Origin of the sequence: Micromonospora sp. NPDC047644, assembly GCF_040704315.1 — a bacterium.
Classification (GTDB): domain Bacteria; phylum Actinomycetota; class Actinomycetes; order Mycobacteriales; family Micromonosporaceae; genus Micromonospora.
Genome location: NZ_JBEYSY010000010.1, coordinates 207,169 through 234,016 on the forward strand (window position 1 = coordinate 207,169; position 26,848 = coordinate 234,016).

General features: G+C 71.2%; 30 protein-coding genes. 6 read left to right on the forward strand and 24 right to left on the reverse strand.

Features of this window, described 5'->3' with window-relative positions; translation table 11 throughout:
- Positions 1–4: 4 nt before the first annotated feature.
- Together AB0877_RS18465 and AB0877_RS18470 are read right to left on the reverse strand one after the other, a co-directional pair.
- Positions 5–961: a zinc-binding dehydrogenase gene (locus tag AB0877_RS18465; RefSeq protein WP_366610099.1), complete on the reverse strand. Its 957-nt coding sequence runs from the start codon at positions 959–961 to the stop codon at positions 5–7.
- 72 nt (positions 962–1,033) lie between these two features.
- Complete coding sequence (locus AB0877_RS18470) at positions 1,034–1,498, reverse strand: Lrp/AsnC family transcriptional regulator (RefSeq protein ID WP_030331732.1); 465 nt, start codon at positions 1,496–1,498, stop codon at positions 1,034–1,036.
- A 59-nt stretch (positions 1,499–1,557) separates the two neighbouring features.
- Between AB0877_RS18470 and ddaH the strand changes: the two genes are divergently transcribed.
- Entirely contained in the window at positions 1,558–2,391 is an 834-nt protein-coding gene (gene ddaH / locus AB0877_RS18475) for a dimethylargininase (RefSeq protein WP_366610101.1), read from the forward strand.
- 69 nt (positions 2,392–2,460) lie between these two features.
- Here the strand turns inward: ddaH and AB0877_RS18480 are convergent, their stop codons facing one another.
- Positions 2,461–3,648, reverse strand: a complete 1,188-nt coding sequence (locus tag AB0877_RS18480) for an ABC transporter substrate-binding protein (protein ID WP_366610103.1) — start codon at positions 3,646–3,648, stop codon at positions 2,461–2,463.
- Positions 3,649–3,729: 81 nt separating this feature from the next.
- Positions 3,730–4,527, reverse strand: coding sequence for an alpha/beta hydrolase (locus AB0877_RS18485; RefSeq protein WP_366610104.1), 798 nt, complete (start codon positions 4,525–4,527; stop codon positions 3,730–3,732).
- Positions 4,528–4,611: 84 nt separating this feature from the next.
- Here AB0877_RS18485 and AB0877_RS18490 point away from each other — a divergent pair, with 84 nt between their 5' ends.
- A complete protein-coding gene (locus tag AB0877_RS18490) occupies positions 4,612–5,214 on the forward strand; it encodes a bacterial proteasome activator family protein (RefSeq protein ID WP_366610106.1) in 603 nt (200 codons plus the stop codon).
- A 2-nt stretch (positions 5,215–5,216) separates the two neighbouring features.
- Here AB0877_RS18490 and AB0877_RS18495 read toward each other — a convergent pair whose 3' ends face one another.
- The 3 genes from AB0877_RS18495 to AB0877_RS18505 all read right to left on the reverse strand — a co-directional run bounded on the left by AB0877_RS18495 (position 5,217) and on the right by AB0877_RS18505 (position 7,764).
- Complete coding sequence (locus AB0877_RS18495; protein WP_366610108.1) at positions 5,217–6,029, reverse strand: HAD family hydrolase; 813 nt, start codon at positions 6,027–6,029, stop codon at positions 5,217–5,219.
- Positions 6,029–6,850: an HAD family hydrolase gene (locus tag AB0877_RS18500; protein ID WP_366610109.1), complete on the reverse strand. Its 822-nt coding sequence runs from the start codon at positions 6,848–6,850 to the stop codon at positions 6,029–6,031. Before AB0877_RS18500 ends, AB0877_RS18495 begins: the two co-directional genes overlap by 1 nt.
- A 173-nt stretch (positions 6,851–7,023) precedes the next feature.
- Entirely contained in the window at positions 7,024–7,764 is a 741-nt protein-coding gene (locus AB0877_RS18505) for a hypothetical protein (RefSeq protein ID WP_366610111.1), read from the reverse strand.
- A 131-nt stretch (positions 7,765–7,895) separates the two neighbouring features.
- On the opposite strand from AB0877_RS18505, the gene AB0877_RS18510 reads away from it, so the two are divergent.
- The 3 genes from AB0877_RS18510 to AB0877_RS18520 all read left to right on the forward strand — a co-directional run bounded on the left by AB0877_RS18510 (position 7,896) and on the right by AB0877_RS18520 (position 9,674).
- A complete protein-coding gene (locus tag AB0877_RS18510) occupies positions 7,896–8,327 on the forward strand; it encodes an OsmC family protein (RefSeq protein WP_366610113.1) in 432 nt (143 codons plus the stop codon).
- Positions 8,328–8,476: 149 nt separating this feature from the next.
- Positions 8,477–8,824, forward strand: a complete 348-nt coding sequence (locus AB0877_RS18515) for a metallopeptidase family protein (RefSeq protein ID WP_366610277.1) — start codon at positions 8,477–8,479, stop codon at positions 8,822–8,824.
- A 127-nt stretch (positions 8,825–8,951) separates the two neighbouring features.
- The gene (locus AB0877_RS18520) at positions 8,952–9,674 is read left to right on the forward strand and encodes an AIM24 family protein (protein ID WP_354969821.1); all 723 of its coding nucleotides are present in this window, start codon (positions 8,952–8,954) and stop codon (positions 9,672–9,674) included.
- Between the two features lie 80 nt (positions 9,675–9,754).
- Here the strand turns inward: AB0877_RS18520 and pheA are convergent, their stop codons facing one another.
- From pheA to AB0877_RS18545, 5 genes are all read right to left on the reverse strand, one after another.
- On the reverse strand, positions 9,755–10,708 hold the full coding sequence (pheA, locus tag AB0877_RS18525; protein ID WP_366610115.1) for a prephenate dehydratase: 954 nt from the start codon (positions 10,706–10,708) through the stop codon (positions 9,755–9,757).
- Positions 10,709–10,718: 10 nt separating this feature from the next.
- Positions 10,719–11,336, reverse strand: coding sequence for a hypothetical protein (locus AB0877_RS18530; RefSeq protein WP_366610117.1), 618 nt, complete (start codon positions 11,334–11,336; stop codon positions 10,719–10,721).
- Positions 11,337–11,420: 84 nt separating this feature from the next.
- Positions 11,421–11,810 carry an ACT domain-containing protein gene (locus AB0877_RS18535; protein ID WP_366610119.1) on the reverse strand — a complete coding sequence of 130 codons (390 nt, stop codon included), beginning with the start codon at positions 11,808–11,810 and terminating at the stop codon, positions 11,421–11,423.
- Positions 11,811–11,884: 74 nt separating this feature from the next.
- Entirely contained in the window at positions 11,885–12,343 is a 459-nt protein-coding gene (locus AB0877_RS18540; RefSeq protein ID WP_366610121.1) for a hypothetical protein, read from the reverse strand.
- A 170-nt stretch (positions 12,344–12,513) separates the two neighbouring features.
- On the reverse strand, positions 12,514–13,251 hold the full coding sequence (locus AB0877_RS18545; protein ID WP_366610123.1) for a hypothetical protein: 738 nt from the start codon (positions 13,249–13,251) through the stop codon (positions 12,514–12,516).
- 163 nt (positions 13,252–13,414) lie between these two features.
- Here AB0877_RS18545 and AB0877_RS18550 point away from each other — a divergent pair, with 163 nt between their 5' ends.
- Entirely contained in the window at positions 13,415–14,632 is a 1,218-nt protein-coding gene (locus AB0877_RS18550) for an arginine deiminase (RefSeq protein ID WP_366610125.1), read from the forward strand.
- Positions 14,633–14,688: 56 nt separating this feature from the next.
- Here the strand turns inward: AB0877_RS18550 and AB0877_RS18555 are convergent, their stop codons facing one another.
- The 12 genes from AB0877_RS18555 to AB0877_RS18610 form a co-directional block, all read right to left on the reverse strand.
- A complete protein-coding gene (locus tag AB0877_RS18555; RefSeq protein WP_366610127.1) occupies positions 14,689–15,576 on the reverse strand; it encodes a DUF5926 family protein in 888 nt (295 codons plus the stop codon).
- Positions 15,577–15,635: 59 nt separating this feature from the next.
- Positions 15,636–16,058, reverse strand: coding sequence for an ATP-binding protein (locus AB0877_RS18560; RefSeq protein ID WP_366610279.1), 423 nt, complete (start codon positions 16,056–16,058; stop codon positions 15,636–15,638).
- A 61-nt stretch (positions 16,059–16,119) separates the two neighbouring features.
- Entirely contained in the window at positions 16,120–17,574 is a 1,455-nt protein-coding gene (locus AB0877_RS18565; protein ID WP_366610128.1) for a PAS domain-containing sensor histidine kinase, read from the reverse strand.
- Positions 17,575–17,628: 54 nt separating this feature from the next.
- The gene (locus AB0877_RS18570) at positions 17,629–18,417 is read right to left on the reverse strand and encodes a glycerophosphodiester phosphodiesterase family protein (protein ID WP_366610130.1); all 789 of its coding nucleotides are present in this window, start codon (positions 18,415–18,417) and stop codon (positions 17,629–17,631) included.
- Positions 18,418–18,427: 10 nt separating this feature from the next.
- Positions 18,428–18,763 carry a rhodanese-like domain-containing protein gene (locus AB0877_RS18575; protein ID WP_366610132.1) on the reverse strand — a complete coding sequence of 112 codons (336 nt, stop codon included), beginning with the start codon at positions 18,761–18,763 and terminating at the stop codon, positions 18,428–18,430.
- Between the two features lie 58 nt (positions 18,764–18,821).
- The gene (locus AB0877_RS18580; RefSeq protein WP_366610134.1) at positions 18,822–19,739 is read right to left on the reverse strand and encodes an LCP family protein; all 918 of its coding nucleotides are present in this window, start codon (positions 19,737–19,739) and stop codon (positions 18,822–18,824) included.
- A 220-nt stretch (positions 19,740–19,959) separates the two neighbouring features.
- Positions 19,960–21,228 carry an LCP family protein gene (locus tag AB0877_RS18585; RefSeq protein ID WP_366610136.1) on the reverse strand — a complete coding sequence of 423 codons (1,269 nt, stop codon included), beginning with the start codon at positions 21,226–21,228 and terminating at the stop codon, positions 19,960–19,962.
- 160 nt (positions 21,229–21,388) lie between these two features.
- Entirely contained in the window at positions 21,389–22,615 is a 1,227-nt protein-coding gene (locus AB0877_RS18590; protein WP_366610138.1) for an LCP family protein, read from the reverse strand.
- 76 nt (positions 22,616–22,691) lie between these two features.
- Positions 22,692–23,669, reverse strand: a complete 978-nt coding sequence (locus AB0877_RS18595; protein ID WP_091396807.1) for an NAD-dependent epimerase/dehydratase family protein — start codon at positions 23,667–23,669, stop codon at positions 22,692–22,694.
- Positions 23,670–23,760: 91 nt separating this feature from the next.
- Positions 23,761–25,452 (reverse strand): cation acetate symporter, encoded by a 1,692-nt coding sequence (locus AB0877_RS18600; protein ID WP_366610140.1) that lies wholly within the window; start codon positions 25,450–25,452, stop codon positions 23,761–23,763.
- A complete protein-coding gene (locus AB0877_RS18605; protein ID WP_366610142.1) occupies positions 25,430–25,795 on the reverse strand; it encodes a DUF485 domain-containing protein in 366 nt (121 codons plus the stop codon). The genes AB0877_RS18600 and AB0877_RS18605 overlap by 23 nt, the downstream gene beginning before the upstream one ends.
- A 175-nt stretch (positions 25,796–25,970) precedes the next feature.
- Positions 25,971–26,723, reverse strand: coding sequence for a flavin reductase family protein (locus AB0877_RS18610; protein WP_366610280.1), 753 nt, complete (start codon positions 26,721–26,723; stop codon positions 25,971–25,973).
- Between the last annotated feature and the right edge of the window lie 125 nt (positions 26,724–26,848).

Below are 26,848 nucleotides of genomic sequence, written 5' to 3' on the forward strand. Positions count from 1 at the left end.
TCGGTCAGGCCACGTCCAGCAGGGTCTTGCCGACCGTCGCGCGCGTCTCGATGGCGGCGTGCGCGTCGGCGGCGCGGTCCAGTGGGAAGCGCTGGCCGATGAGCGGTCGCAGGCGGCCGGCGGCCGCGTCCGCCAGGGCCTGTTCGGTGTACGCCCGCAGCCGGGCCGGTGGCACGTCCGGCCGGACGATGGTGACCTGCCGTGCCGTGGCGGCCTCCGGCGACACCGGGGACCACTCCCCGCTCGCCAGCCCGAAGCTGACCATCCGGCCACCTGGCGGGAGCAGGTCGAAGGCGGCCCGGGCCACCGAACCGCCGACCCCGTCGAGCACCACATCGACCCCGCCCGTCGCGGCGTGGACCTGCTCGGCCCAGTCGGGCAGCAGGTAGTCGACGGCCAGCTCGGCGCCCAGGCCGGGGAGCAGGTCAACCTTCCGGCGCCCACCGGCCGCGCCGATCACCCGGGCCCCGGCGCGGACCGCGAGCTGCACCAGCAGGCTGCCGACGCCGCCGGCAGCGGCTTCCACCAGCACCCGGTCACCGGGGCGGACGTCGACCGCCTCGATCAGCATGGTGGCGGTCCGCCCGTCGGCCAGCAGTGCCACCGCCTCGTCCAGGGCCAACCCGGTCGGCACCGCGATCGTCGCCGACGCGTCGACTGCCGCGCGTTCGGCGTAGCCGCCGGAGCCTCCGGTGGCGCTGACCACCCGCCGCCCGGTCAGCGCCGGGTCGACGTCCGGCCCGACGGCCGTGATCACCCCGCCGACGCCGTTGCCGGGGATCAGCGGTGGGGTGAGGCGGAACGGGCCGGGGTGACCGGCGCGCAGTTGGGTCTCGACGAAGGTGATGTTCGCGTGTGCGACGTCGATCAGCACCTGGCCGGGACCGGGGGTCGGGTCGGGCGCGGTGCCGGGCAACAGCACCTCGGGCCCGCCGAACTCACGTAACCAGATCGCCCGCATGGCAGCCCCCTCGGCTCCGGTGGGCTGCCTCGCCCACTCGGGGCCAGTCCATCTCCTCAACCTGGGTTGAGGTCAAGAGGTGCCGGCGGACGGGCCGACGCCGGGCGATTCGACCAGCCGGGAGAGCACGATGGTGCTGCGGGTGGAGGTCACGAAGGACTCGGCGCGCAGCCGCTCCAGTGCCGCCTCCAGGTGGGCGATGTCGGCGGCGCGCAGGTGCACGAGCGCGTCCGCCTCCCCGGAGACGGTGTACGCGCCGACCACCTCGGGGTGCCGGCGGGCGGCCACGCCGATCTGCGCCGGGGTGGTCCGGCCGGCGCAGAACAGCTCGACGAAGGCCTCCGTGGTCCAGCCGACGGCAGCCGGATCAACGACGGCCGTGAATCCCCTGATCACGCCGGTGGCGCGCAGTCGGTCGACGCGACGTTTGACCGCCGGGGCGGAGAGTGACACCCGGGCGCCGATGTCGGCGTAGGACGCGCGGGCGTCCGCGACGAGTAACGCAATGATCCGCTGGTCAACCGCGTCTATCTGCAACGTTCCGCCTTTGGGAAGCAACACTTGTGGCTGTTTTCAACGTTCCACGGTACCTACTCTTGGTGACCGTGAACCAGCAGCGCTTCCCGCGAAAGCGGACATATCTCATGTGCTCGCCGGAGTACTTCGCGGTCGAGTACGCGATCAACCCGTGGATGGACGTGACCACCCCGGTCGACCGGGACCTGGCCGTCAAGCAGTGGGACCGGCTGCGCGAGACGCTTGTCGGCCTCGGCCATGAGGTGCACCTGCTCACCGCCGAGCAGGGCCTGCCCGACATGGTCTACGCCGCCAACGGTGGCTTCGTGGTGGACGGCAGCGTCTACGGCGCCCGGTTCAAGCACGAGCAGCGGGCCGCCGAGGCCGCCGCTCACCACGCCTTCTACGACGCGCAGGGCTGGCGGTTCATCGCACCCAGCGAGACCAACGAGGGCGAGGGTGACTTCGCGTACGTGCCGGAGGCGCACGGCGGGCTCATCCTGGCCGGGCACGGATTCCGTACCGAGATCCCCGCGCACGCGGAGGCGCAGGAGGCGTTGGGCCGTCCGGTGGTGTCGCTGCGCCTGATCGACCCCCGGTTCTACCACCTGGACGTGGCGCTCGCGGCCATCGACGACGCGAATGTCGTCTACTTCCCGGGCGCGTTCTCCGCGGCCAGTCAGCGGGTGCTCACCCAGCTCTTCCCGGACGCGGTGATCGCCGACGACGAGGACGCGATGGCCTTCGGGCTCAACCTGGTCAGCGACGGCGCGAACGTGGTGCTCAACAGCGAGGCCACCCGCCTGGCCGGCAAGCTCAAGGCGGCCGGGTACACCCCGGTCCCGGTCGAGCTGGCCGAGCTGAAGAAGGGCGGCGGCAGCGTGAAGTGCTGCGTCGCCGAGCTGCGGCACTGACCCGCGAACGTTCCGGGGCCGGCCTCCCACTGGGAGACCGGCCCCGAATCGTGCCGTCGGTGGGCCCGTTCAGCCCAGCGTGGCCAGCTCGTTGATCAGCACGTTCGACATGACCTGACCGTCGCGCTGGACCTCACGCAGGTACCACTTCTGCTGCGGGGTACGCGGCTGGTTGAACTGCCAGATGCCCCGCGGGCTGTCGATCTGGCCGATCTTGCCCAGGGCCAGGTTGACCTGCTGCGGCGTGGGCTTTCCACCGGTCAGCTGGATGGCCTGGTCGAGCACCTGCGCCGCGTCGTACGACGCCATCGCGTACGTCGTGGGGGTGACCTGGTACTTCTTGCGGTACGCCGAGGCGAACACCCGGTTCGACGTGTTGTTCAGGTCGGCCGAGTAGTTCAGCGCCGTCTGGATGCCCAGCGCGTTGCTCTTCAGGTTCTCCAGCACGCTGCCCTCGGTGAGGAAGCCGGGGGCGTAGATCGGCCCGGCGAACTTCTCGCGGAGCTGCTTGATGAACTCCACCGCCGCCGCTCCCGCGAAGAAGCAGAAGACCGCTGTGGGCTTCTTGGCCAGCGCCTTGTTGATGTCCGAGACGTACGTCGTCTTGCCGGGGTTGGAGGTGGCGCTGGTGTAGGTCACCTCGTCGCGAATCCGGGGGTCCTTCGTGCCGAAGTCCTCCCGGAAGCCGCGGACGACGTCCGGGCTGCCGACGTTCTCCGGCACGATGATCGCCACGCGGCCGTTCGCGGGCAGCTGGTCACGCATGTAGCGGCCCAGCGCCTTGCCGGCCTCGTCGAGCACGTACGAGGTCCGCCAGATGTAGAAGACGCTCTGCAGGCTGCTCGGTGAGGCGTTGGAGCCGATCAGCGGGACCCGGGCCTGCTCCACGGTGTCCCGGATGCCGACCATGACCGCCGAGTTGACGACGCCGGTGAGCGCCAGCACGCCCTGCTTGAGCAGGCCCTCGACGGCAGCCTTGCCGGTCTTCGCGGTATCGCCCTCGTCGGCGGTCAGCAGCTCCACCGAGTGGCCGCCCAGCCGCTGGTCGTGCAGGTCGAGGAAGAGCTGGAAGCCATTGGTGATGTCATCGCCGATGCTCTTGAAACCACCGGCCTGCGGCGTGATCAAACCGATCTTGATCGGGCCCCGGTCGGCGGTCGGCTCGGCGTCACCGTCTGAGCCGCACGCGGCGACGAACCCGGTGGTTCCGAGCGCGGCCATCAGTTGGAGCGCCCGCCTGCGATTCATCTGCGACACCGAGTTCCTTCCACGGAAGCGTTGCAGGGCCGAACACCGCCCCAACGGCGTTCTACCTGGTCCGCGACGCTGCGTCAATGGCTAATGATCATCGTGCAGGGACCGCAACACGGCAAGGATCGGAGGCCAGGCGACGGACTGCGGGTCGATCAGCCCGAAATGCTCGCATCCGGGCAGTTCAACAAGGGAGATATCGGAACCCGAGGCACGCGCCTCCGCGACGAAATCCCGGCTCATCCCCACCGGAACCTGATGATCGTCAGAGCCGTGAACGACTACTGTGCGTGTTTGTATCGGTACCAACATTCGTGGATCCGCCGCCGCGTACCGGTCCGGGACCTGCGCCGGGCCGCCGCCGAGCAGAGCGGCGACCGCACCCGAGTCCAGATCCCGCCGGTACGCCTCGCCCAGATCGGCCACCGGAGCGAGGGCGAGCACTCCACCCACCGTCGCCGGTGCGGTGCCCGCCACGTACAGCGCCAGGTGGCCGCCGGCGGAGTGCCCGACCAGGATCGGCGCGGTCAGGCTCACCCGGCCGGGCAGCGCCTCGGCCGCCAGCGCCGGCAGCTCGGCCACCCCGGTCAGTACGTCGGTGAGGGTGCCCGGCCAGCCGCCTCCGGGCTGCCCGGTGCGGCGGTACTCCAGCTGCGCCACCGGGTAACCGTCGGCGGCCAGGGCTGCGGCCAGCGGGCCGGTGTGCCGTCGGTCGTACTCGGCCCGCCAGAAGCCGCCGTGCAGGACGACGACCAGCGGTCGGGCCGGCCCGGTTCCCGCCGGGAGGCGCAGATCGGCCACCTGATCCGGGTGGTCCCCGTACGCCACGGTCCGGTCGGGCTCCGGCGCGGGCCGGGTCAACACGGCGCGCGGGTCGACAGGCATGGCGCGACGGTAGCGCGCCCCGCCCGGGTGGTTCAGCCCCGGTAGTCGGTCCCGGGCGGCATGGGTCGCGCCCGCTGGGTAAAGATGGACCCCATGACCGAAGCGCGCTCCGCTGGACAGAACGACGAGCCCGGCACCGACGACTCCGGCCACTCCGGCACGGTGGTGGTGGTTGGTCCGGACGGCCGTCCGATCGGCACGATGCAGACCGACGAGGGTCAGGGCGAGGACCCGACCCGCCTGGTCGAACAGCCGGCCAAGGTGATGCGGATCGGCAGCATGATCAAGCAGTTGCTGGAGGAGGTGAAGGCCGCGCCTCTCGACGACGCCAGCCGCAGCCGGATGCGGGAGATCCACGAGCGGTCGATCGTCGAGTTGAAGGAGGGCCTCGCCCCCGAGCTTCGCGACGAGCTGGAGCGCATCTCGCTGCCCTTCGCCGAGGACAAGGCCCCCAGCGAGGGCGAGCTGCGGATCGCCCACGCCCAGCTCGTCGGCTGGCTGGAGGGTCTGTTCCACGGCATCCAGGCGGCCCTGGTTGCCCAGCAGATGGCCGCCCGGGTGCAGCTGGAGCAGATGCGCGGCGGCCGGCAGGCGTTGCCCAGCGGCCCCGGTGGGGTCGTCCCCGGGATGCCGGGCATCGGCCAGCCGGGCGGCGGCGAGGGCCACAACACCGGTCAGTACCTCTGACCTCAGTCCACCCCGAAGATCTTCTCCAGGTACGCCGCCACGCCGTCCTCGGTGTTCGCCGTCGTCACGTCGTCGGCGACCGCCAGGACGGCGCGGTGCGCGTTGGCCACCGCCACACCACGCCCGGCCCAGGTGAGCATCGGCACGTCGTTCGGCATGTCGCCGAAGGCCAGCACGTCCGCCGCTGCCACCCCGAGCTGGTCGCAGTACCAGGCCAGCCCCGCCGCCTTGGTCACCCCGGCCGCCGAGATCTCCACCAGCCCGGAGGACGACGAGTGCGTGGCCTCGGCCAACCCCGCCACCGCCGTGGCGATCAGCTCGGCGAAGGCATCCGGGTCCTGCTCGCCGGCTCGGGCGAGGAGCTTCACCGCCGGGACGGAGAGCAACTCCTCCGGCGTCTCGACCGGCCGGATGCCGCTGGCGTCGGCGTCCCAGCGCAGCGGGTAGTGCGCCTCGTGCCGCATCTCCCGGCTGTCCAGGATCTCCACGGCGAAGCTGATCCCGGGCACCTCGGCCCGTAGCCTCCGGGCCACCTCGGCCAGGTGGTTCGGGGCGAGCGGGTCAGCCCGCACCACCTCGTCGGAGAACGGGTCGTAGACCACTGCGCCGTTGGCGCAGACCGCGGGCAACGGTCGGTCGAGCTGGTCGTACACCATCTTGAGCCAGCGGACCGGACGGCCGGTGACCAGGACGACCGGCGTGCCTTGCGCGGAGATCCGCGCCAGCAGGTCGGCGGTGCGTGGGCTGACGGTGTGGTCGTCGCGGATCAGCGTGCCGTCGATGTCGGTGGCGATGAGGCGGGGTGTGTCTCCCATTACCGGGACAGTAGCCGGTCCAGATACACCGCCACCCCGTCGTCGTCGTTGCGCAGGGTCACCTCGTCGGCGACGGCACGCAGCTCCGGGTGCGCGTTGGCCACGGCCACCCGCGACCAGCCGGCCCACTCGAACATCGGCAGGTCGTTGGGCATGTCACCGAAGACCAGCACATCGGCCGGGTCGACCCCGAGGGTCTGCGCCACCACCGTCAACCCGGTCGCCTTGTCCACCCCGGGCGGGCAGATCTCGATGAAGCCGAGCCCGGCCTGGGTAAGTGTGGCGACCTGTGGCGAAACGATCCGGCGGGCCACCGCCAGCAGCTCGTCCACGTGATGGTCGGCGGTCCTGGCAAACGCCTTGATCACGTCGCAGGCGAGGCACTCGTCGCGGGTGCGCGCCTCGAAGCGGTCCTGGTACGGCCAGCTCTCGTGGTAGTCGCCCCACAGCGGGGCGTCGTGCTCGTCGGACGCCTCGACCATCACGGTCAGCGGGCCGACCTCCGCCTCCAGGTCGGCCAGGAGTCGGGTCAGCACCTCGGCGGGCAGCCGCTCGTCGCGGAGCACCACCGGGCCGCTCGGGTCGCTCTGGTCGACCACCCGTCCACCGCCGGCCATCACCAGGAAGTCGGCGGCGCGGATGTCGTTGCGGGTCAACTCGGTCAACCGAGGGCCGCGTCCGGTAGCGCCGACCACCGGAATCCCGGCGGCGCGCACCCGGTCGAGCACCCCATGGGTGTACGCGGAGACGGTGTCATCGCTGCGGACCAGCGTCCCGTCGAGGTCGGTCGCGATCAACTTCGGTAGTCCCGGGCGGGTCATCGTTCCTCCTTCGCCCGCCGCCGTCGCACCACCAGGGTCAGGGAACCCGAGTCTCGGAGTGACGGCGGGTCAGCAACCGTACCTCGCGGAACGGGTCGCATCCATGACTTCCAGGCGAATCGGACGCCAACTCCCACCCACTCCCGGGCGGTGGGCGGGTGAAGGGGGGCCGGTCAGGGCTGGGGGTCGGGCCGGGCGAAGGGGGCGGCGGGGGTGACTGTCAGGTCGGCCGGTGACGGCAGGCCGTCCTCGATCGGGTCGGGGTCCCGGCGGCGGCGCCGGGGGCGCGGTGCTGGCGCGTCGCCGGGCCGGTCGACGTCCGGTGGGCCGTCGAAGTCGCCGGGGGGTGCGGCGGGGGTCAGCCGCAGGGCGGCAGCGAACAGCACACAGGCGACGAACGCCATCACCAGCCCACGGCCGTACTCGATCCGAAAGCCGTCCTCGAGCGAGTAGAAGAAGTTTCGCTGACCGGGGTTGTCGAGGCCGGCCGTGGCCGCCACCAGCAGCACCAGCAGGGCACCGGCCAGGGTGAGGCCGGCCAGGCGGGCGTTCGGCCGTACGGCCGCCGTGCCGCGCAACGTCAGCGCCACGGCGCAGACCAGGGCGAGAAGCCCGACCAGGTAACCGACCCCGAAGCCACCGACCTCGGACACCCCGGCGGGCACCTCGATCGTCGTGTTGCCCACCGGCCCGCCGTTCGGCAGGCTCATCACCAGCCACTCACCGACGAGCGAGGCGATCGCGGCCACCGCGCCCAGACCGGCGAGCAGCAGGGGCAGCCGGGGGTCCTGCGCGAGGTCGGCCACGGACCAGGCGAAGCGGCGTCGCCGGGCCGGCTCGTCGGCACCCCACTCGATCACCGCCGGGGCCTCGGAGCGGTCGCCCTGCCGCGGGATCGGAAGCTCCTCGGACATCGGCCACCCTTCCGCCGGTCACGGACCTGAGTCGCATCATGGCACAGCAACCTGGTGGTGACGGGGATCGCAGGGCTGGCGCGCGTGCCGGTCTGTCGCCCGAGGGTCGCCTTTCCGCTAGCGTTTGCCCCATGCCTATCCGTACCGCTTCAGCACAGTGGCAGGGCAATCTCACCGAGGGCGCGGGCACCGTCCGCACCGGTAAGGGCGGCCTGTCCGGCAACTACTCCTTCAAGTCGCGCTTCGAGGAGGGTGAGGGCACCAACCCCGAGGAGCTGATCGCCGCCGCGCACGCCGGCTGCTTCTCGATGGCGTTCTCCAAGGCGCTTGCCGACGCGGGCTCGACGGCCACCTCGGTCGAGACCACCGCCAAGGTGCACCTGGACAAGACCGACGCCGGCATGTCCGTGACCCGGATCGACCTGGAGACGGTCGGCCAGGTTCCGGGGATCGACGAGGCGGAGTTCCAGAAGCTCGCCGAGGCCGCCAAGGCCAACTGCCCGATCTCCCGCCTGCTCTCGCCGGGTGCCGAGATCACCCTCAACGCCCGCCTGGCTGCCTGAGCCAGCCGGCCCACACCGTACGCCCACGGAAGGAGCCTCCGCCCGACTCCGGGTGGTCGCTCCTTCCGTGCAGGTGCGGATGACGGTCGCCGTCGTCCAGCAGGACCGGGCCGCGTGCCCCCGCGTCGGGCACAATGGGCGAGGTGCCGGTGGAGATGAGCCGTGAGCGCTTCGAGGAGTTGGTCGGCGAAGCCCTCGACGAGGTGCCCGAAGAACTACTCGGCCTGATGAACAACGTGGTGATCCTGGTCGAGGACGACCCACCACCGGGAGAGGTCGACCTGCTCGGCCTCTACGAGGGGCACGCGCTCACCGACCGCGGTTGGGACTATTCCGGCGTGCTGCCCGACCGGATCTTCATCTACCGCCACCCGATCCTGCGGATCTGTGACAACGACGACGACGTCATCGACGAGGTGGCGGTGACGGTGGTGCACGAGATCGCCCACCACTTCGGCATCGACGACGCGCGGCTGCACGCGCTCGGCTGGGGCTGAGCCCCGCCGCTCGACGCCCGCCCACCCGCGCCACCCGAACGCGCCGCGCCGCCCGTCCGACGGCGGTGCTTGCCGAGGTCGCCTACCGTCGGTGCAGCGAACGCGACCCTATTCAGGAGGCCCTTTCATGCGCAGCGAGCTGTTCTCCGCGGAGAATCTGGAGAAGGAGTCCGCGCAGCCCGGCATGCGGTTGCAGAACTCCAAGATGTTGAAGATCGAGCTCAACGGCGAGGCGATGGCCCGGGTCGGGTCGATGGTCGCCTACCAGGGGAATGTGCAGTTCCAGGCGTTGGGTTCGGGTGGCCTCGGCAAGTTCCTCAAGCAGAAGCTCACCGGCGAGGGCGTCCCGCTGATGAAGGTTACCGGGCAGGGTGACGTCTTCCTCGCCGAGCTGGCCAAGGACGTGCACATCATCGACCTGGAGCCGGGCGACGCCCTCTCCATCAACGGCAGCAGCGTGCTCGCCTTCGACTCCACCCTCCAGTACGACATCAGGATGGTCGGCGGCGCCGGGATGGCGTCGTCCTCCGGTCTTTTCAACTGTGTGTTCAGCGGCTACGGGCGGATCGCCATCACCACCAAGGGCACTCCGGTCGTGCTGAACGTGGACGCTCCGACGTACGTCGACCCCCAGGCCGCGGTCTGCTGGTCGGCCAACCTCCAGACCGGCTACCACCGGGCCGAACAGCTCGGCCTCGGCACTCTGCTCGGGCGCCGCACCGGTGAGTCGTTCACCATGAGCTTCGCCGGTCAGGGCTTCGTGGTGGTGCAGCCGTCCGAGGAACCGCCGGTCATGGGCAGTGGCCAGCAGCAGCAGGAGGGCGGTCTGCTCGGCGGTCTGCTGAGCTGATCGGCAGTGGCGCGAAGCGCACCCGATCCAAGCCTTAGGGCGGCGCGGGCGCTCCCGTTCCCTCGGGGCGTCCGCGCCGGTCAGGTCAACTCGCCGGTACGCAGGCGGGTCAACCAGGCCGCCGCGTCGGCGTAGTCGACGTCGGAGAGGCCCGCCGGCGCGGGCACCGGGCGTTCGCCCGCCTCGGCCCACCGGTGCCGGGGGTAGGAGCCCAGGAAGCGGACGTCGGCACAGACCCTGCGCAGCCCCTGCAACGCCTCGCCCAGGCGTACGTCGGCCACGTGGCCGGTGCAGTCTAGGAAGAAGACGTAGCGGCCCAACGCCTCGCCGGTCGGCCGGGATTCGATCCGGGTCAGGTTGACCCCCCGGACGGCCAACTCCATCAGCACGGACAGCAGCGCGCCGACCCGGTCGTGGGCGATGAAGACCGCGAGCGAGGTGAGATCGTCACCGGTCGGCGGGGGTGGCGGCCCGGGGCGGGACACCAGCGCGAACCGGGTCACCGCGTCGGGGTGGTCGGCGATCTTGTCGGCGAGTGTGGTGAGTCGGTGTCGGGAGGCTCCGATCGGCGCGCAGATCGCCGCGTCGTACTCGCCCGTGCCGGCACCGGCGGCCGCCGCGCCGTTGGAGAGCACGTCGACCACCGCGGCGTCGGGCAGGTGGTTGCGCAACCAGCCCCGGCACTGGGTGGACGCCTGTGGGTGGGCCGCCACGGTGCGGATCGAGGTCAGCGGGGTGTCGGGGCGCGCGGCGAGCACGAACTCCACCGACAGGATCACCTCCCGGGTGATCACCAGCGGCTCGCCCTCGGCCATCTCGTCCAGCGTGACGCCCACGGCCCCGCCGATCGAGTTTTCCAGCGGCACCAGCGCGGCGTCGGCGTCGCCGGCGCGGACGCTGTCCAGCGCCTCTCCGACGCTGCGCGCCGGCGTACGGGTGCCGCGCTCGGCGGCGGGTATCGAGCGCAGAGCCTGCTCGGCGAAGGTGCCCTCCGGCCCGAGGAAGACGAAACGTGTCGGCGGTGTTCCCGGCATGACGATCAGCCTACGCACCCGGCCCGTTGGCCGGGCCGGCGTCGCAGGCGAGGGCGCGAATCCCGGCCGGGCTGGTGGCTCGTACCTCGATGGTGCAGACGTCCGTGCCGGCGGTGACCAGCACCGGGGAACCGGGTTCGCCCCGGGTGACCACCTGGAGTTCCTCGTGCCCGGTCACCGTCAGCACCGTGAACTGCCAGTCGGCGGCGCAGAGCGGCCCGGTGCGGACCTGGACCCGGACGTTCGCCGGCAGCACCCCGGCCCTGCCGCGCAACAGTTGCAGCACCCGCTGGCCGGTCGGCCCGTTGCGGCAGGGCGTGGCGACCAATCCGGCGTCCGGGGTGGGCGTGACAGTGCCGAGAGACGGCGCGGTGGTCGGCGGGGTGGTCGGCGGGGTGCTCGGGCCGGACGGTGTCGGGGCTGCGGTGTGGGTGGGAACGCTGGTCGGCTCCGCCAGCCCGGGTGGGGCGCCACAGCCGGCCAGCGCCGCGACGGCGAGCGCCATCGGCAGGACCCGGGCGAGGTTCCGCGCCGGAACGCGGTCGGCTGCCCGGCCAGGAGCCGCCGGTGGGGGGTGGATCGCCGACCGCGGTGAGGGGGACGCGGGCGGGGGCGGGATGAACGGCACGGGCCGATCCTCGGGACATCGGAGAATTCTTCGCGGCCGGGGTGGCCGAGCCCATCGTAGGGTGAGCGGCCGGTCGGGTGAAGGTCAGCCGGTGACGCGATGCCCGGCGCGCTGGAGCGCGGCCGTGCCCTCGGTCAGCCGGACGGTCGGCACCAGCAGATAGTCGGTGTCGAACGTGGAGAACGTGACGGCACTGACCCGTGCCTCGGCGAGCGGGTCGACCAGCGCGGCCAGGCTGCTGGCGCCGACCGGCGTCACCGGGGCGGTGACCCGTAGGCAGCGCCAGGTCGTCTCCACCACGGCCGGTGCCGGCGCCCGCTCGGTCGGGCAGATCACGGAGATCCCGTCGGAGGTCCAGCTCACGGTCACCACGTCCGCGCCGCGCAGCCCACTCGACAGCGCGTACGGCAGGGTGGTGCCGGCGGCCAGCCGGCACACAGCGTATTCACCCGGCAGTAGAGCGATATCGAGCATGGGGGCACCCTACGGCTTCGTGGGGACCCTCCCCGGCAACGCCGCGTGCGGCGAAGGACACACTGCGCCGCAGGTCAGACCTCGGAGAAGAAGGTGAGTGAGCCGGCGACAGCGCCGTCGGTGAGCACCGGGGTGGAGATCGCGTCGACTGTCGCGTCGGAGCTGTTCGCGGAGGCGGCCTGCACCCTGAGTAGCCCACGGGCGAGTCGGCCGGAGGAGAGCGCCAGCAGCGGCGGAATCTTGTCGATCTCGGCTTCGGTCAGCTCGCCCCGGTTGGCGGTGAAGTCGAGCAGGCGCAGCCCGCCATCGAGCAACGGTCGCCCGATCAGCCCGGCCGGCTCACCGAGGCAGAGCAGCTCGCAACCGGCCGTGGAGATCGCCACAACCCGGGTGTCGGCGTCGATCAGCAGGCACGGCTCGTCGGCCCGGGAGACTGTCGACGACCATTGGCCGACGTTGTCGGACTCCGGCTCTGTCGAGGCCCGCACCGCCGGCACGAACGCTTCCGAGAGCGAAAGTTCGACGTGGGCCACCGCGCCTCCTATGTGCACCGATCGACTGTCCACGCTAGCGGGTCGCCGACGGAATCACCGAGCGCACCGGGTCACCGGGTGCGCGCAGCGTGAACCGAGGCGACCGGTGACGGCGCGGAGACCGGTGAGGTGAACGGGGGGACCGGAGCCGCGTGGCGTCGTCGGTGACGTTACCGGCGGTGGGCCGGCTTGTCAGCGGCCGTTCGGCCCTCGTCGTACCACCGGTAGTCGGCGGTTGGACGGTACGTGCCGTTCAGCCAGGTGCCCGGGTGCTGCGCGACCCGGGAAAGCTTCTCGGCGGTGGCGGGGCTGATCCGGCTGCCGCCGGCCACGAGCAGCCGGTCCAGTTCCCGGTGGGTGGCCATCAGGCAGTCCTTCGGAAGGCCGTAGACGCTGATCACACCCGACCCGACGAAGGTCAGCACCGGTGTCACCGGAACGGGTAGCCCCACTGCCTCGGAGAGGGCCTTGCTGGCCCGTTTGGCGTCCCGGCGGGACTCGGCCACGTACGGAGGTCGCTTGCCGTTGATCTGCACCACGTCTCCGGCGACGAGCACCCGGGCCCGGCCGTGATCGGCGATGGTCACGGCGAAGAGGCCACTCGGCCCGATGGCGAGGAACCCGGCTCGCTCGTCCTGACCGTGGTCGAGCATGTCTGTCGCGTCGGTGCGCGGCCACTCGATCACGTGCCAGCCAGGCCCGAGGTGGTCGAGTTGGCCCAGCGCCCGTGCCCCGGCCGCCTCCAGGCGGCGGGCACCCCGCTCGGCCCGACGGCGGCGGGCCCATTCGAGTGGTGTCGGACGGACCGGTTCGAGAACCCCCGGCGCCTCGACGCGGGGGTGCGGCACCGCGACGGGCGGCAGTGCCCGAGCGGACGGTACGGCTCGTCGTGCGGGAAAGACAGTCATCGCGACCTCCGGCAAAAGGTCCCTCGAAGTTATGTCCTCACTACCCTACGTCGCCACTACGGGTGTTCTGCAAGCCGGAGCGCCGGAGTGACTGTGGATGAATGCCATATTCATCCACAGTTCTTTTCTCGGATGCCGCTAAACCCTGCCCTACGCTGCGGGAGTGACCCACTACGTCGACAGTGAAGTCGGCCGGCTCGGCACCGTACTGCTGCACCGGCCCGGCCCCGAACTGGCCCGGCTCACCCCGCGCAACAACGACTCGCTCCTGTTCGACGCGATCCCCTGGGTGGGGCGCGCCCAGGAGGAGCACGACGCGTTCGCCGCCGCCCTGCGCGAACGCGGCGTCGAGGTGCTCTACCTGGCCACCCTGCTGACCGAGACACTGGCCGTCGCGGACGCCCGGGCCGAACTCACCGAGCAGGTGCTGCGCTCCCGACGGCTCGGCGACACGCTGCGCGCCCGCGTCGCCGACCACCTCTCCTACCTGGACCCGGCCGCGTTGGCCGACGTGCTCACCGCCGGGCTGGCCCACGAGGAGCTGCGGATCAGCTCCGAGCGGCCCGGGGGGCTGGTCTACACGCTGATGGACCGACACGACTTCGTCATCGACCCGTTGCCCAACCTGCTCTTCACCCGCGACTCGTCGCTGTGGATCGGCGACCGGGTCGGCGTCACCAGCCTGGCCATGCCGGCCCGCCGCCGGGAGACCACCCTGACCGACGCCATCTACCGCCACCACCCCCGGTTCGCCGGCACCGAGTTCGTCTACCGCCCCGGCCTGGAGCACCTGGAGGGCGGGGACGTGCTGCTGCTGGCACCCGGCGTCCTCGCGGTCGGAGTGGGCGAGCGGACGACCCCGGCCGGCGCGGAACGCCTCGGTCGGCAGGTCTTCGCCGCCGGCCTCGCCCACACCATCCTGGTGGTGCCGATCGCCCAGAAGCGCGCCACCATGCACCTGGACACCGTCTGCACGATGGTCGACGTGGACGCCGTCCTGATGTACCCCAACATCGCCAGCACGCTGTCCGCGTACACGGTGATCGCCGGCGGGGACGGCGAGGACCCACGGGTGGACGGGCCGGCGCCGTTCCTGCGGGCCGCCGCCGACGCGATGGACCTCGACCTGCTCCGGGTCATCGACACCGGACTGGATCCGGTCACCGCGGAACGCGAGCAGTGGGACGACGGCAACAACACCCTCGCGCTGGCCCCCCGGCTCTGCGTCGGCTACGAGCGCAACACGGAGACCAACGCCCAACTGGAGCGGGCCGGCATCGAGGTGATCCCGATCGCCGGCTCCGAGTTGGGCTCCGGGCGGGGCGGGCCGCGCTGCATGTCCTGCCCCATAACCCGCGACCCGCTACCCGTCGCCGGCTGAGCACGCGACGGGCGCAGCCCGCCGCCCGCTGAGCGGGACGACAGCCCGGCTCAGGCTCAGCGCAGGGTGAGCTGGCGGCCGAGCAGCCCCTGACGGGCGCGGCGGCCGGCGGCGTCGAGTGGGTCGGTGCCGGTGAGCGCCTCGGAATACCGCTTGGCGAACTGCGCCACCGGCTCCTCCCACTCGGCGGCCGGGGTCTCCTCCGGCAGGTCCCAGACCGGCACGAGTCGACCGTGCGCGCGGAACATGCCGGCGAACTTGGTCTGCTCGCCGAGCGTCAACGTGCCGGCCGCGCCGAGTCGGGCCAGCGCGTCCAGGGCGGCGTCCTCGTCGTCCGGCAACACCCAGCGGACGTGGGCCTTCTCCGGGACCTGACACCAGTACGCGGCCTTCGCCGCGGTCAGTCGGACCGTCGGGTAGATGGCCGCGTTCGCCCGCTCCAGCGACGCCTGGACGGTCGGATCGTCGACGGCACCGGGGTCGAGCCAGAAGTCGAAACCGTCGTGCATGGTGATGTCCAGCGGACCGTCCACGAGGATGTCCTGAAGCCGCGGCCCGGGGCCGGGCAGTGGGGGCACCGCCACCTGGCCACCCGGCTCGGCACGCAGCGCGCTGAGCAACGCGTCGGCCAGATCCCGCGACACGTCACCGGACTGTTGGTGGCGCTGGAGGCCGATCAGCACCCGGCCGTCCGGCTTGGTGATCGCCGGGGCGGCCATGGGCAGCACCGTGGCGAGCGTCGCCGTCCGGTCGCCGAACTCCTCGACCAGGGCGGGCGCCAGCCGCAGCGGGGCGGAGGCGGCGGGCACCAACTCGCGCAGCGCGATCCACTCGGACTCGTCGACCAGCCCGTCGAACGGACGCGGCACGAAGACGTCCCGCACCTTGTCGCGACGGGGGGTGGTGTCGGCGGCGGCGCGCTGGCTCTTTCGACGCTTACTCACGGCGTCACAGCCTAGAGCCCCGAGCGGTTCGCCGTGACCGGGACCCGCCCGAGTCGGCCTCAGCCCGCCGCCGGCACCAGGTCGGGCCGGGGTGCCGGCACCCGGTCGAACTCCGCCCAGACGCGCTGGCCCATGCCGTCCTGCTCGACACCCCAACGGGTCGCCAGGCCGGCCACGATGTGCAGGCCGCGTCCGTCCGCCGCGTCCAGACCGGCCGTCCGGAGCCGTGGCCCGCTGCTCGCGCTGCCGCCGTCGGTGACCCGGAGCTGGATCAGTGTGCCCTCGACCGTGGGCCGCAGGTGCCAGGCGACCCTGATCACGCCGCCGGGCAGCGGTCTGGCGTGCCGCACCGCGTTGCCCACCAGCTCCGCGAGCACCGCGATCAGGTCCGCGAGGATCGTCGGGGGTACGACATCCGTCAGCTCGGCGGCGAGCCGGTGTCGGGCCAGCCGTGCGCCGCCCGGGTGGTGGGGAACCACCACGCACCAGGCCCGATCCCTCGTTGCCGCTGCCACCGTCGCCTCCACGTCGCGCCACCCCTGGTCAACCGCGTGGTAGCCGCACCTCTGCGACCGTACCGCCGCCGGTCCTCGGACGTAGGGATACCCATCCATTCTGTTGTTCAACGATCCGGCGGACGAGATAGAGCCCGAGCCCGGCTCCGGGATAGCCGCGCCGGTCGCCGGACTCGCCCTGCCAGAACCTGTCGAACGCCCGTTCCACGTGCTCGGGTCGGATGCCGATGCCCTGGTCGCTGACCCGGAACGCCACCAGATGACCGTCGCCCGAGGCGGTGATCTCGATGGGCGAGTCAGGTGCCGAGTACTTGCCGGCGTTCGTCGTCAACTCGGTCAGCACCGTGGCCAGGCTGGGCCGGTGACCGAGCGCCTTGGGCAGATCGCCCGGCAGGCGCAGCACCAGCCGCCGGCGCAGCTCCGCCGGCAGGTCGACGACGGCGGAGCGCAGCGCCTCACCGAGGTCGAACGGGGTGGGAGGATCGTCGCCCGGCCCCACCTCGGCCGCCGAGCTGAGCAGGCGGTCGACCAGCCGGGCCAGCTCGTTGGCGCGTTGCCCGATCACCCGGGCCGCCTGCCGTCGGTCGACGTCGGTCAGCGACTCCCAGTGGTCGGTGAGGGTGTCCGCGTACCCCTTGATGACGGTGACCGGGGTGCGCAGCTCGTGGCTGGTCACCGCGACGAACAGTTCGCGGTCGTGGTCGCGGCGCTGCTGGTCGGTGATGTCGCGGAAGGTGACCACCCGTAACGTTCCCGGGCCGGGCAGGTCGCCGGAGGTGATCCGCAGCCAGCGGCCGTCCGGCATCCGGTGGTCCCGAACCTGCCCGGAGGGTGGCAGCGGGAACGGCAGCGGGCGGCTCAGCGACTGCGCGACCGTCCGGCCGGTGACCTGGGCGGCGGCCGGGTTCCAGAGCCGGACGTGCCCGTCCCGGTCGACGACGGCCAGCCCGTCGGCGAGGGCCGCCACCACCGGGCCGTCGCCGTGCACCGGCAGGCCACCCTGGTCGCCGTACATGTGCCCGACACAGGAGGCGAGGTAGGCGATCACCCCCTGCTGCTCGGCGCCGGGATCGTCGTCGCCCGGGTAGAGCGCGTGCAGGCTGCCCACGGTGTGACCGCCGATCTCGGCCCGGGAGACGACCATCCGGCGCAGGCCACTGCCGGCCAGTTCGCCGGCGAGCTTGCCGTTGAGGTCACTCACCCGTGTCTGGCGTACCCGGGGCCCGGTGAGCAGGCAGACGGTGTCCGGGTCGTCGATCGCCAGTGGTCGGCCCAGGGCCCATTCCGCCGCGCCGGTCGCGGCGATGACGCGACCGCCGGTGGGGCCGAACTCGACGAACGCCATCCCGGCCGCGCCGAGCGCCGGCTGGGCCACCCGGAGCAGTTGGGTGAGGACCGGCAGGCCCGCGTCCCCAGAATTGATCATCTCGATCACGACGGTGTGGCCGGCGAGGAGAGCGGGGAAATCGATACGCTCCGGCATGTGCCGAGTCTGCCCCGCCGGCCCGGTTTTGGGCACCCCCGCCCGGTCGATGGGTCAGCGATCCAGCCGGGCGAGGGCGTACGCGGGCCGGTCGGTGATGATCCCGTCCACCCCGGCAGCCAGCACCAGCTCCAGGTCGGTCGGCTCGTTGATCGTCCAGACGTACACCTGGTTGCCGGCGGCGCGTAGCGCGGGCAGCAACTGCGGACGGGCCCGGACCAGGCCGATGCCCGGCCCGGCGATCCGGGTGCCGAACGGCAGCCGCCCCAACCGCAGCCAGCGCGGCAGCACCTCCAGCAACAGCACGGTGGGCAGCGTCGGGGCCAGCTCGCGCACCCGACGGACCGCCAGCGGGGAGAACGACATGACGGTGACCTGCACCGGGTCGTCCGGCGCGGGGTCGGCGAGGCCGTACCGGCGCAGCAGGCCGACCAGCCGCCGTTCCACGTTCGAGCCGTAGCGCGACGGGTGCTTCGTCTCCACCAGCAGTCGGACCGGCCGCCCGGCGGCGAGCACCGCGTCCAGGAGCCGGGCCAGGGTCAGCAGTCGGGTGTGTGACTCGTCGGGTGGCAGGTCGCCGTCCGGCGCGCTGCCCGGGTGCCACGAGCCGAAGTCCAGGGCGTCCAGTTCGGCGAGCGTACGCGCGCTGACCAGACCGCGACCGTTGCTGGTGCGGTCCAGTCGTCGGTCGTGCACACAGACCAGGTGCCCGTCCCGGGTCAGCCGGACGTCGCACTCCAGGCCGTCGGCGCCCTCGTCGAGGGCGCGCAGGTACGCGGCGAGGGTGTGCTCGGGTAGGTCGAACGAGGCGCCGCGGTGCGCGAAGACCAGTGGTCCGCCCATTGCGCCGGCCTCAGATGACCTGGCCGGGCTGCCCGTTCGCGTCGACCACCGGTCGGCCGACCGCAGCCCACTGGCGCATCCCGCCGTCAGCGTTGCGCACCTGCTCCCAACCGTTGTTGATCAGGTAGGCGACGACCTGGGCGGAACGCCCGCCGGAGCGGCAGACAACCGCCACCTCCCGGTCGGTGGGCACCTCGGCCAGCCGGGCCGGCAGCTGCATCATCGGCAGGTGGTGGGCGGTGGGCGCGTGGCCGGCCGCCCACTCGTCGTCCTCCCGCACATCCAGCAGGTAGGTGTCGTCGGTGATCTCGGTCACGGGCACTGCGGGAACCTGGGGTCCGAACACAGGAAGCAACACTAGATCCTCGTGGCCCGGTTCGACACCGACCGGGCCGTCGGCACCGTCACAACCGGGTCACCCAGCGGGGGTTGGCCTGCGCCCAGGCCGGCACCCGGGTGTCGCGCAACGCCTCGAACAGCCCGCTGCCGCCGTTGTCCAGTACCACGTACGACACCTCGTCGATGGTCTGCGGCGAGGAGGGCACCTGGACGCCGCGCATGCCGTCGGGCGGCAGCGCGCGCAGCGCGAGGAGCAGGTCCTCCAGGGGTACGCCGTTGGTGTCGACGGTCAACGAGCCGCCAACCGCCCGGAGCACCTGGTCCAGTTTGACGGGGTTGCTCCGCAGGTCCGCCCTGCCGGCGCTGTCCAGCATCGCCCTGAGCAGTTGCTGCTGGTGGTGCTGCCGGTCGTAGTCGCCGCCGGGCAGGTCGTAGCGCTGTCGGACGTAGTCGAGCGCCTGTGCGCCGTCCATCTGCTGGCAGCCGGTGGGAAAGACCCGGTTGGTGTGGATCGAGCGGACCTCGGTATCCACGCACATCTCCACCCCGCCGAGCAGGTCGATGACCTTCCGGAAGCCGGAGAAGTCGATCAGCGCGGCACCGTCGAACCGGATGCCGGTGAGCCGGTGCAGGGTGGCGGAGAGCAGTTGGGCACCGGCCTGCCCGCCGCCGCCGTGCTCGTACGCGGCATTGATCTTGTCTTGCCCACCGCCAAAGCCGTTCGCGGGCGGGATGGCGACCAGCAGGTCACGCGGGATGGAGACCAGGTACGCCTCCCGCTGCCCGGCGGGGACGTGCACGATGAGGATGGTGTCCGAGCGTTGGTCGGGGCCACTGTCGCCCGGACGCCGGTCGGAGCCGACCAGGAGGTAGTTGAGCGGCCCGTCCAGGTCGGTGCGCTCGGTGCGGGCGTCGGCGTCGAGCAGTTGCTCCTTGGTAACCGTGCGGTCGTAGCGGTGGCTGAGCGTCTTGAGCCCGGCCACGGCGAGCCCGGCCAGCAGGACGAGGGCCAGGCCGATGCCGAGCAGGATCCGCGGCCCACGGGCGCGGGACGACCGGGCGGACGGGGCCGCTCCGGCCCGGCCCGCTGCGTTCCGTCCCCACCTGGACGTGACCGCCTCCCCGCAGCCGATACGTGAAACCCGTTCACGTCAGGCTACGGGCGGTGAGGAGGTCGTCGCTGGCTTTCCGCGACTCCCGGCCTCACTTGCGGGTGGAGATCACCTCGGGGTGGGTGAAGACGAACTCGGCGAGTTTGTCCTGCTTGACCGCCTGGAACATCGCCAGGGTCTCTTCGTTCAGGCCCTCGGTGTTGTTGTCGTTGGCGTTGAAGGTGCCGTTGTTGGTCTTGAGCATGGTCAGCTCGTTGCCGGTGACCCCACGCATGGTGAAGATGAAGTCCTCGATCGGTACGCCGCCGGTGTCCAGCACGAACGCCTTGCCCGCCGCCTTGATCAGGTTGTTCATCTTGGCCGGGTTGGACAACATCCCGCCCTCGGTGGCCTTCTTCGCCATCGCCTTGATCAGCTGCTGCTGGTTGGCCTGCCGGTCGTAGTCGCCGTTCTTGAGGGACTTGCGCTGGCGGGAGTAGTCGAGCGCGGCCCAACCCTCCATCTCCTGGCAGCCCTTCTTGTGCACCACCGGGGTCCGCTGCTTGCCGGTCTTCTTGGCGTCCGCGTTCCACATCGGCTTGCCGTCGACGTACGACATGTGCAGCGACTTGACCTCCTGGCTGACACAGATCCGCACCGTGCCCAGGGTGTCGATGACGTTCTTGAAGCCACCGAAGTTGATGATCGCCGCGCCGTCGAAGCTGATCCCGGTCAGCCGCTTGATCGTCTGGGCCATCAGCTGAGCGCCGCCCTCCCAGCCGCCGCCGTTGGCGGCACCGGCCTGGAACGCGGCGTTGATCTTGCCGGAACCGCCGCCGTAGCCGCTCTTCTTGAACGGGGGGATCTGCGCCTCGGTGTCCCGGGGGATCGAGATCAGGTACGCCTGGTCGTGCGTGGCCGGGATGTGCAGGACGATGATGCTGTCCGAACGGACGTCGTCGGCGGCCCAGCGCTCCCGCGCGTCCACGCCGAGCAGCAGCATGTCGATCGGGCCGTCCAGGCTCGCGCCGCCCTCGGCGTCGGACTTGCCGGCATCACCCAGCAGGTTGCCCTTCGCGATGCCGCCGGTCGCCTGCCCGATCAACGCCTTGCTGCCGACGATGGCCACCCCGCTGCTCAGCATCAGCACGGCACCGAAGACGACGGTCAGCCGGGCCCAGAGCGGGTCCTTGCGCTTGGTCCGCTTCTTCGACCCACCGCCACCCGGGCGGTCGCCGCCACCGCCGCCACCGCTACCCGGCGGACGCGAGCCCGGCCCGCCCCCCGAGGGGCGTGCCTGCGCGGGTATGGCCGCAGCGACTCGACCGCTGGGGGCGGCGGACCCGGAGGAAGAAGGGCGACGACTGGCCTGAACCGGCATGCGTGCTCCAGCTCGTGATCAGGAGGGGGCGGCACCACTGTACGTACATCAAATCGACTTGGCGAGTTCATCCCGGGTCAATCCGGACGTCGAATTTCGCAGACTCAGTCGATCGTCGCCGCTCGATGATCCGAACGGCTGGTGCCCGGCCGGGCCGCGGTCAGCCGCCGTCGTTGCTCTTCGGCGGGTTCGCCTTGACCCAGTCGGCCATCGTGTCGGCGGACATGGCCTGGTACATCGCGAGCGCCTTCTCCCGGTCCGACACCACCACCGACTCGCCGTTGATGGTGTCGCTGCCCGAGTTCGGGCTGGTCACAAAGGTGAGGTTCTGGCCGCGCAGGTTTCGGAACTGCAACGCCATGTCTGTAACCGAGAAAGTCTGGTCGACGGTTACGGCCGCGGTCACCGACTTGAGGAAATCGTTCAGCTTCTTCGGGTTCGCCAGCGTGCCGCTGCTGGCCGCCTTGTCCATTAGGGCCCGGAGGAACTCCTGCTGGTGCCGCATCCGGGCGAAGTCCCCGTCCGGGAACTGCTTGCGCTGCCGGATCCAGTCCAGGGCCTCCGCGCCGTCCATGTGGTTGGTGCCCTTGGTGAAGGTCCGGTACGGCTTGTGGATCGAGGTGATGGTGCGTTCCACCTTGAGGTCCACCCCGCCGAGAGCGTCGGTGACCTCCTTGAAGCCGCCGAAGTCGATCGCCATCACGTGGTCGATCCGAACGTCGGTGAAGCACTCCACGGTGCGTACCGCCAGCGGCAGCCCACCGAACGCGAACGCCGCGTTGATCTTCGCGCGTGAACCGGAGCCGCAGTCCGCGCCGGCGCTCTCCGGGATCGGCACGTACAGGTCCCGGGGGATGGAGACCAGGTAGGCCTCCTGGTGGTCGGCCGGAATGTGCATGACGATGATCGTGTCGGCGCGCCACTGACTCTTGCTGTCGACCGGCGCGTCCGGGTCCCGTGAGTCGCTGCCGACCAGCAGGATGTTCAGCGCGCCGTCGACGGTCTTGGCGGGCCGGCCACCGGTGATCTCCGCGAACGGGTCGGTGCGGGCCAGGTCACTGTTGAGGTTGCGGGCGTACAACCAGGCGCCGACGCTGCCGAGCAGCGCCAGCACCAGCACCGCGACCCCGGCCACCAGGGCGATCCGGCCCCAGCGCGGTCGCGGGCCGCGCCGTCCCGACCCGCCGATGCCACCCGGGCCGCCAGGCCCGTTCGGCCCCGCCGGGCCGCCGGAGCGGGGCTCCTCCTCGTCGTACGACGGGTAGAAGCGCGCCTCGGTCGGACGGGCACGCCCGGAGGCGCCCCGATCGGGGCCGGGCACCGATGCGCGCCCGGCGCTGCGGTGCAGGTGCGGATGCGGGACGCCGGCAGACGAGGTCGCGGACATGTAAATCAGGGTACGTAGCGGGAGCCACTGTCGCCTTCAGGCGACACTCAGCGGCAGGCGGTACGCGCAGATCCGGTTACCCTAGCCGCGACCGGAAGTACTCGATCGTGCGTCGCAGGCCATCTTCGGGCGCGACCGACGGCTCGTATCCGAGCAGCTCCCGAGCGAGCGTCAGATCAGGTCGGCGCATCTCCGGGTCGTCCGAGCTGCGGGTGACATAGGTCACCTTCGAGGTGCTGTCGGAGAGCGACACGATCAACTCGGCGAGTTGCCGCATGGTCAGCTCGTGCTCGGTGCCGCAGTTGACCGGGCCCGTCTCGGTCGAGTCGAGCAGCAGCAGGATGCCGCGCACCAGATCCTCGACGAAGCAGATCGACCGGGTCTGGTTGCCGGTGCCGTGCACGGTGATCGGCTCGCCGCGCAGCGCCTGGGAGATGAAGGTGGGGATGGCGCGGCCGTCGTCCGGGCGCATCCGCGGGCCGTACGTGTTGAAGATCCGGACGATCGCCGCGTCGAGCCCGCGGTAGCGGTGGTACGCCATCGTCGCGGCCTCGGAGAAGCGCTTGGCCTCGTCGTAGACGCTGCGGACCCCGATCGGGTTGACGTTGCCCCAGTAGGTCTCCCGCTGCGGGTGCTCCTTCGGGTCTCCGTACGCCTCGGAGGTGGAGGCCATCAGGAACCGGGCGCCGTCGGCGACCGCGCGCTCCAGCAGGTGCAGGGTGCCGACCGAGCCGACCCGGAGGATCTCCACCGGCAACTGGGCGAAGTCGGTGGGGCTGGCCGGAGAGGCCATGTGCAGGATCGCGTCGAACCGCTCGGCCAACGCCGGGTGGTGGGTCGGCAGACCGTCGGAGATGTCCGCCTCGACGAGCGTGAAGGTCGGCCGATCCAGCAGGTGGGCGACGTTCTCCTTGGAGCCGGTCACGAAGTTGTCCAGCGCCACCACCGTGCAGCCTCGGGCGATCAGGGCGTCCACCAGGTGTGACGGGACGAAGCCAGCTCCGCCGGTGACGAGGACGCGGTGATCGGAACCAAAGCGCTCAGCAACCTTCATGCGGCTCAGCCTACCGACCGCCGAATTCGCCGAAGGGGTCCCCTGTTGACGTCCGACGTCAACAGGGGACCCCTCGACAGGTGCCCCGCGATCAGTGGGCGCCGGCGCCGGTGAGGGCGCGCACCTCCAGCTCGGCGTACTTGTCCTCGTCGTGCTCCTTGGAGATGACAGTGCCGATCCACCCGCAGAGGAAACCGAACGGGATGGAGAGGATGCCCGGGTTGGACAGCGGGAACCACTGCCAGTCGTGGTCCGGGAACATCGAGGTCGCCGCACCGGAGACCACCGGCGAGAAGAACACCAGCAGTACGGCCGAGAGCAGACCGCCGTAGATCGACCACACCGCGCCGGAGGTGTTGAACCGCCGCCAGAACAGGCTGTAGAGGATCGCCGGCAGGTTGCCGGAGGCGGCGACCGCGAAGGCCAGCGCCACCAGGAACGCCACGTTGAGGTTCTGCGCGTAGATCGACAGGGCGATCGACACCGCGCCGATCCCCAGGGCGGAGATCCGGGCGACCCGCACCTCCTGCCGCTCCGACGCCTCGCCCTTCTTCAGCACGTTCGCGTAGAAGTCGTGCGCCAGGCTGGACGACGAGGCCAGCGTCAACCCGGCGACCACCGCGAGGATGGTGGCGAAGGCGACCGCCGCGATGATCGCCAGCATGGCTGCCCCGCCCAGTTCGCCGCCGAAGACGTCGATGCCGAGGGCTTCGGCCAACTGCGGTGCGGCGGTGTTGCCGGCCTTGTCCTGTGCCGTGATCGCCTGGCTGCCGACCAGCGCCGCCGCACCGAAGCCGAGGGCCAGGGTGAGCAGGTAGAAGGTGCCGATGATGCCGATGGCCCAGAGCACGCTCTTACGGGCCGCCTTCGCGGTCGGCACAGTGTAGAAGCGGATCAGGATGTGCGGCAGACCGGCGGTGCCGAGCACCAGGGCGATGCCCAGGGACAGCAGGTCGACCTTGTTGTAGAACGTCTGCGTCGAGTTGCCGGCGACCTCGACGCCGTACCGGAGCCCGGGTTCGAGGAACGCGCTGCCCTTGCCGGATGCGGCGGCCGCCTGGCCGAGCAGCTCCGACAGGTTGAAGTTGAACTTCGCCAGCACCAGGATGGTCATCAACAGCGCGCCGCCCATGAGCAGGAACGCCTTGACGATCTGCACGTAGGTGGTGCCCTTCATGCCGCCCACGGTGACGTAGATGATCATCAGGGTGCCGACCATGATGATGGTGGCAACCTTCGCGGTGGCCGCGTCCATGCCGAGGAAGGTCGTCCCCGGCCGGATGCCGAGCAGCAGCGCGACCAGCGCGCCGGCGCCCACCATCTGAGCGAGCAGGTAGAAGATCGACACCGTGATGGTGGAGACCGCCGCCGCGGTACGCACCGGACGCTGACGCATCCGGAAGGCCAGCACGTCCGCCATCGTGTACCGGCCCGAGTTGCGCAGCAGCTCCGCGACCAGCAGCAGGGCCACCAGCCAGGCGACCAGGAAGCCGATCGAGTAGAGGAAGCCGTCGTAGCCGTACAACGCGATGATGCCGGCGATGCCGAGGAACGAGGCGGCCGACATGTAGTCGCCGCCGATCGCCATGCCGTTCTGGAAGCCGGAGAAGGACCGGCCGCCCGCGTAGAAGTCGGTAGCCGTCTTGGTCTGCCGGCTGGCCCAGATGGTGATGCCCAGGGTCACCGCCACGAAGACCAGGAAGAGCGTGATGGTCAGGTTGCGGGCGGTGTGATTGCCCGCCTCGGCCGCGAGGAACGACTCAACCGCGAGGACCTTGCTCATGGGTCACCTCCCCGATCTCGGCGCGGATCCGGTCCGCGATGGGGTCGATCTTCCGGTCCGCGTACCGGGAGTAGAGCCAGGCGATCACGAACGTGGAGACGAACTGGAGCAGGCCGAAGACCAGTGCGACGTTGATGTTGCTGCCGAACAGCTTCGTGCCCATGAAGTCCCGGGCGTACGCGGAGAGAATGACGTAGAGCGCATACCACAGGAAGAACGCGACGGTCATCGGGAAGACGAAGCCGCGCAGCGCACGCCGCAGCCCGGCGAACTCGTCCGACCGTTGTACGGCCAGGTACTTGTCCGACTGGGGAGCGGCCGGAGCGGGTGTGTCCGTGGACATCTGTGGATCACCACCTTCACAGGCGTCAGAGGAGTTTCGCGCACCGTAAAGAGCGCACTCCCCGGCAGGGAAGGCTGAGATCGACGCCGGTCGGCGAGTGCGCCGAGCGGTTGGCTGGCTGCGCCAAGTGACTCAGGTCACTGCGGTGATCGGTCGCCGGTGGTGCGGCGTCCGTTCAGAGCGGCAGTTCGTGGTAGCGGCCCCGGTAGTGCAGCAGCGGGGTGCCCTCCCCGGTCAGGTCGACGGCCTCGATGGTGGCCTCGACCAGCAGGCCCCAGCCGTACTCCCGGGCGGTGTCCAGCCGGCACCCGGCCCAGCCGCCGGCGTCCGCCGGAACCGGCCCGTACGGCGTCTCGTTCCACGCGCCGGTGGCGAAGAGCCCGCCCGGGGCGGGGAAGAGGCCGGCGAACCGGTCGGCGAGCTGCCGGTGTGGCGGGCCGAGTGGCGTGACGGCGAACCGACCCGACTCCTCGGCGGCCGCCCAGAGGTCGGACTCCGGGTCGATCAGGCCGAGCAGCCGGTCGGGCTCCCCCTCGGCCACCAGCGTGGACGAGACGGTCAGCCCGGCCGGACCGGGCGCCGTCCAGAGGGTCACCGGTGCGGCGAGGCGACCACGCAGCCGGCGTACCGGCGACCGTTGCCCGGTCGGCACCGCGAACGGGTCGGTGTGGTGGATCTCGGCACCCGGCTCATGATTCACGTGAAACATTGTGCCGCCCCGGGCCCTCGCCCAACCAAGGAAGCGCTCGTGCAGGTCGGCGGGCCGCCCGTTGAGGCGGGCGAGCTGATCACCCGCCTCTGTCATGAGGGCACCCAGGTAGACCATCAGCCCCACCCGGTCGTCCCGGTACTCGGCCAGCAGCGCCAGCCGCGCCGGCTGGCACGGCCAGAGCGCGCCGCAGCCACGGCACCGCCAGAGCGGCCGCATCGGCAGGTGCGGCCGGCTCACCTCGGCCCTCCGGCCGCCCGGGGCGATGGGGTCGCCGCCCGGCTGCGGCGCGGTCGGCTCGGCGGAGGGCAATGCCCGAATGACCGTGATGTCGGTGAGTCATA

Bases quoted from the DNA above. Each gene is read 5' to 3' on its own strand.
- AB0877_RS18465 (WP_366610099.1), bottom strand. From the start codon at position 961: ATGCGGGCGATCTGGTTACGTGAGTTCGGCGGGCCCGAGGTGCTGTTG.
- AB0877_RS18485 (WP_366610104.1), bottom strand. From the start codon at position 4,527: ATGCCTGTCGACCCGCGCGCCGTGTTGACCCGGCCCGCGCCGGAGCCC.
- AB0877_RS18490 (WP_366610106.1), top strand. From the start codon at position 4,612: ATGGACCCCATGACCGAAGCGCGCTCCGCTGGACAGAACGACGAGCCC.
- AB0877_RS18495 (WP_366610108.1), bottom strand. From the start codon at position 6,029: ATGGGAGACACACCCCGCCTCATCGCCACCGACATCGACGGCACGCTG.
- AB0877_RS18500 (WP_366610109.1), bottom strand. From the start codon at position 6,850: ATGACCCGCCCGGGACTACCGAAGTTGATCGCGACCGACCTCGACGGG.
- AB0877_RS18505 (WP_366610111.1), bottom strand. From the start codon at position 7,764: ATGTCCGAGGAGCTTCCGATCCCGCGGCAGGGCGACCGCTCCGAGGCC.
- AB0877_RS18510 (WP_366610113.1), top strand. From the start codon at position 7,896: ATGCCTATCCGTACCGCTTCAGCACAGTGGCAGGGCAATCTCACCGAG.
- AB0877_RS18520 (WP_354969821.1), top strand. From the start codon at position 8,952: ATGCGCAGCGAGCTGTTCTCCGCGGAGAATCTGGAGAAGGAGTCCGCG.
- pheA (WP_366610115.1), bottom strand. From the start codon at position 10,708: ATGCCGGGAACACCGCCGACACGTTTCGTCTTCCTCGGGCCGGAGGGC.
- AB0877_RS18535 (WP_366610119.1), bottom strand. From the start codon at position 11,810: ATGCTCGATATCGCTCTACTGCCGGGTGAATACGCTGTGTGCCGGCTG.
- AB0877_RS18545 (WP_366610123.1), bottom strand. From the start codon at position 13,251: ATGACTGTCTTTCCCGCACGACGAGCCGTACCGTCCGCTCGGGCACTG.
- AB0877_RS18565 (WP_366610128.1), bottom strand. From the start codon at position 17,574: ATGCCGGAGCGTATCGATTTCCCCGCTCTCCTCGCCGGCCACACCGTC.
- AB0877_RS18570 (WP_366610130.1), bottom strand. From the start codon at position 18,417: ATGGGCGGACCACTGGTCTTCGCGCACCGCGGCGCCTCGTTCGACCTA.
- AB0877_RS18585 (WP_366610136.1), bottom strand. From the start codon at position 21,228: ATGCCGGTTCAGGCCAGTCGTCGCCCTTCTTCCTCCGGGTCCGCCGCC.
- AB0877_RS18590 (WP_366610138.1), bottom strand. From the start codon at position 22,615: ATGTCCGCGACCTCGTCTGCCGGCGTCCCGCATCCGCACCTGCACCGC.
- AB0877_RS18595 (WP_091396807.1), bottom strand. From the start codon at position 23,669: ATGAAGGTTGCTGAGCGCTTTGGTTCCGATCACCGCGTCCTCGTCACC.
- AB0877_RS18600 (WP_366610140.1), bottom strand. From the start codon at position 25,452: ATGAGCAAGGTCCTCGCGGTTGAGTCGTTCCTCGCGGCCGAGGCGGGC.
- AB0877_RS18605 (WP_366610142.1), bottom strand. From the start codon at position 25,795: ATGTCCACGGACACACCCGCTCCGGCCGCTCCCCAGTCGGACAAGTAC.
- AB0877_RS18610 (WP_366610280.1), bottom strand. From the start codon at position 26,723: ATGCGGCCGCTCTGGCGGTGCCGTGGCTGCGGCGCGCTCTGGCCGTGC.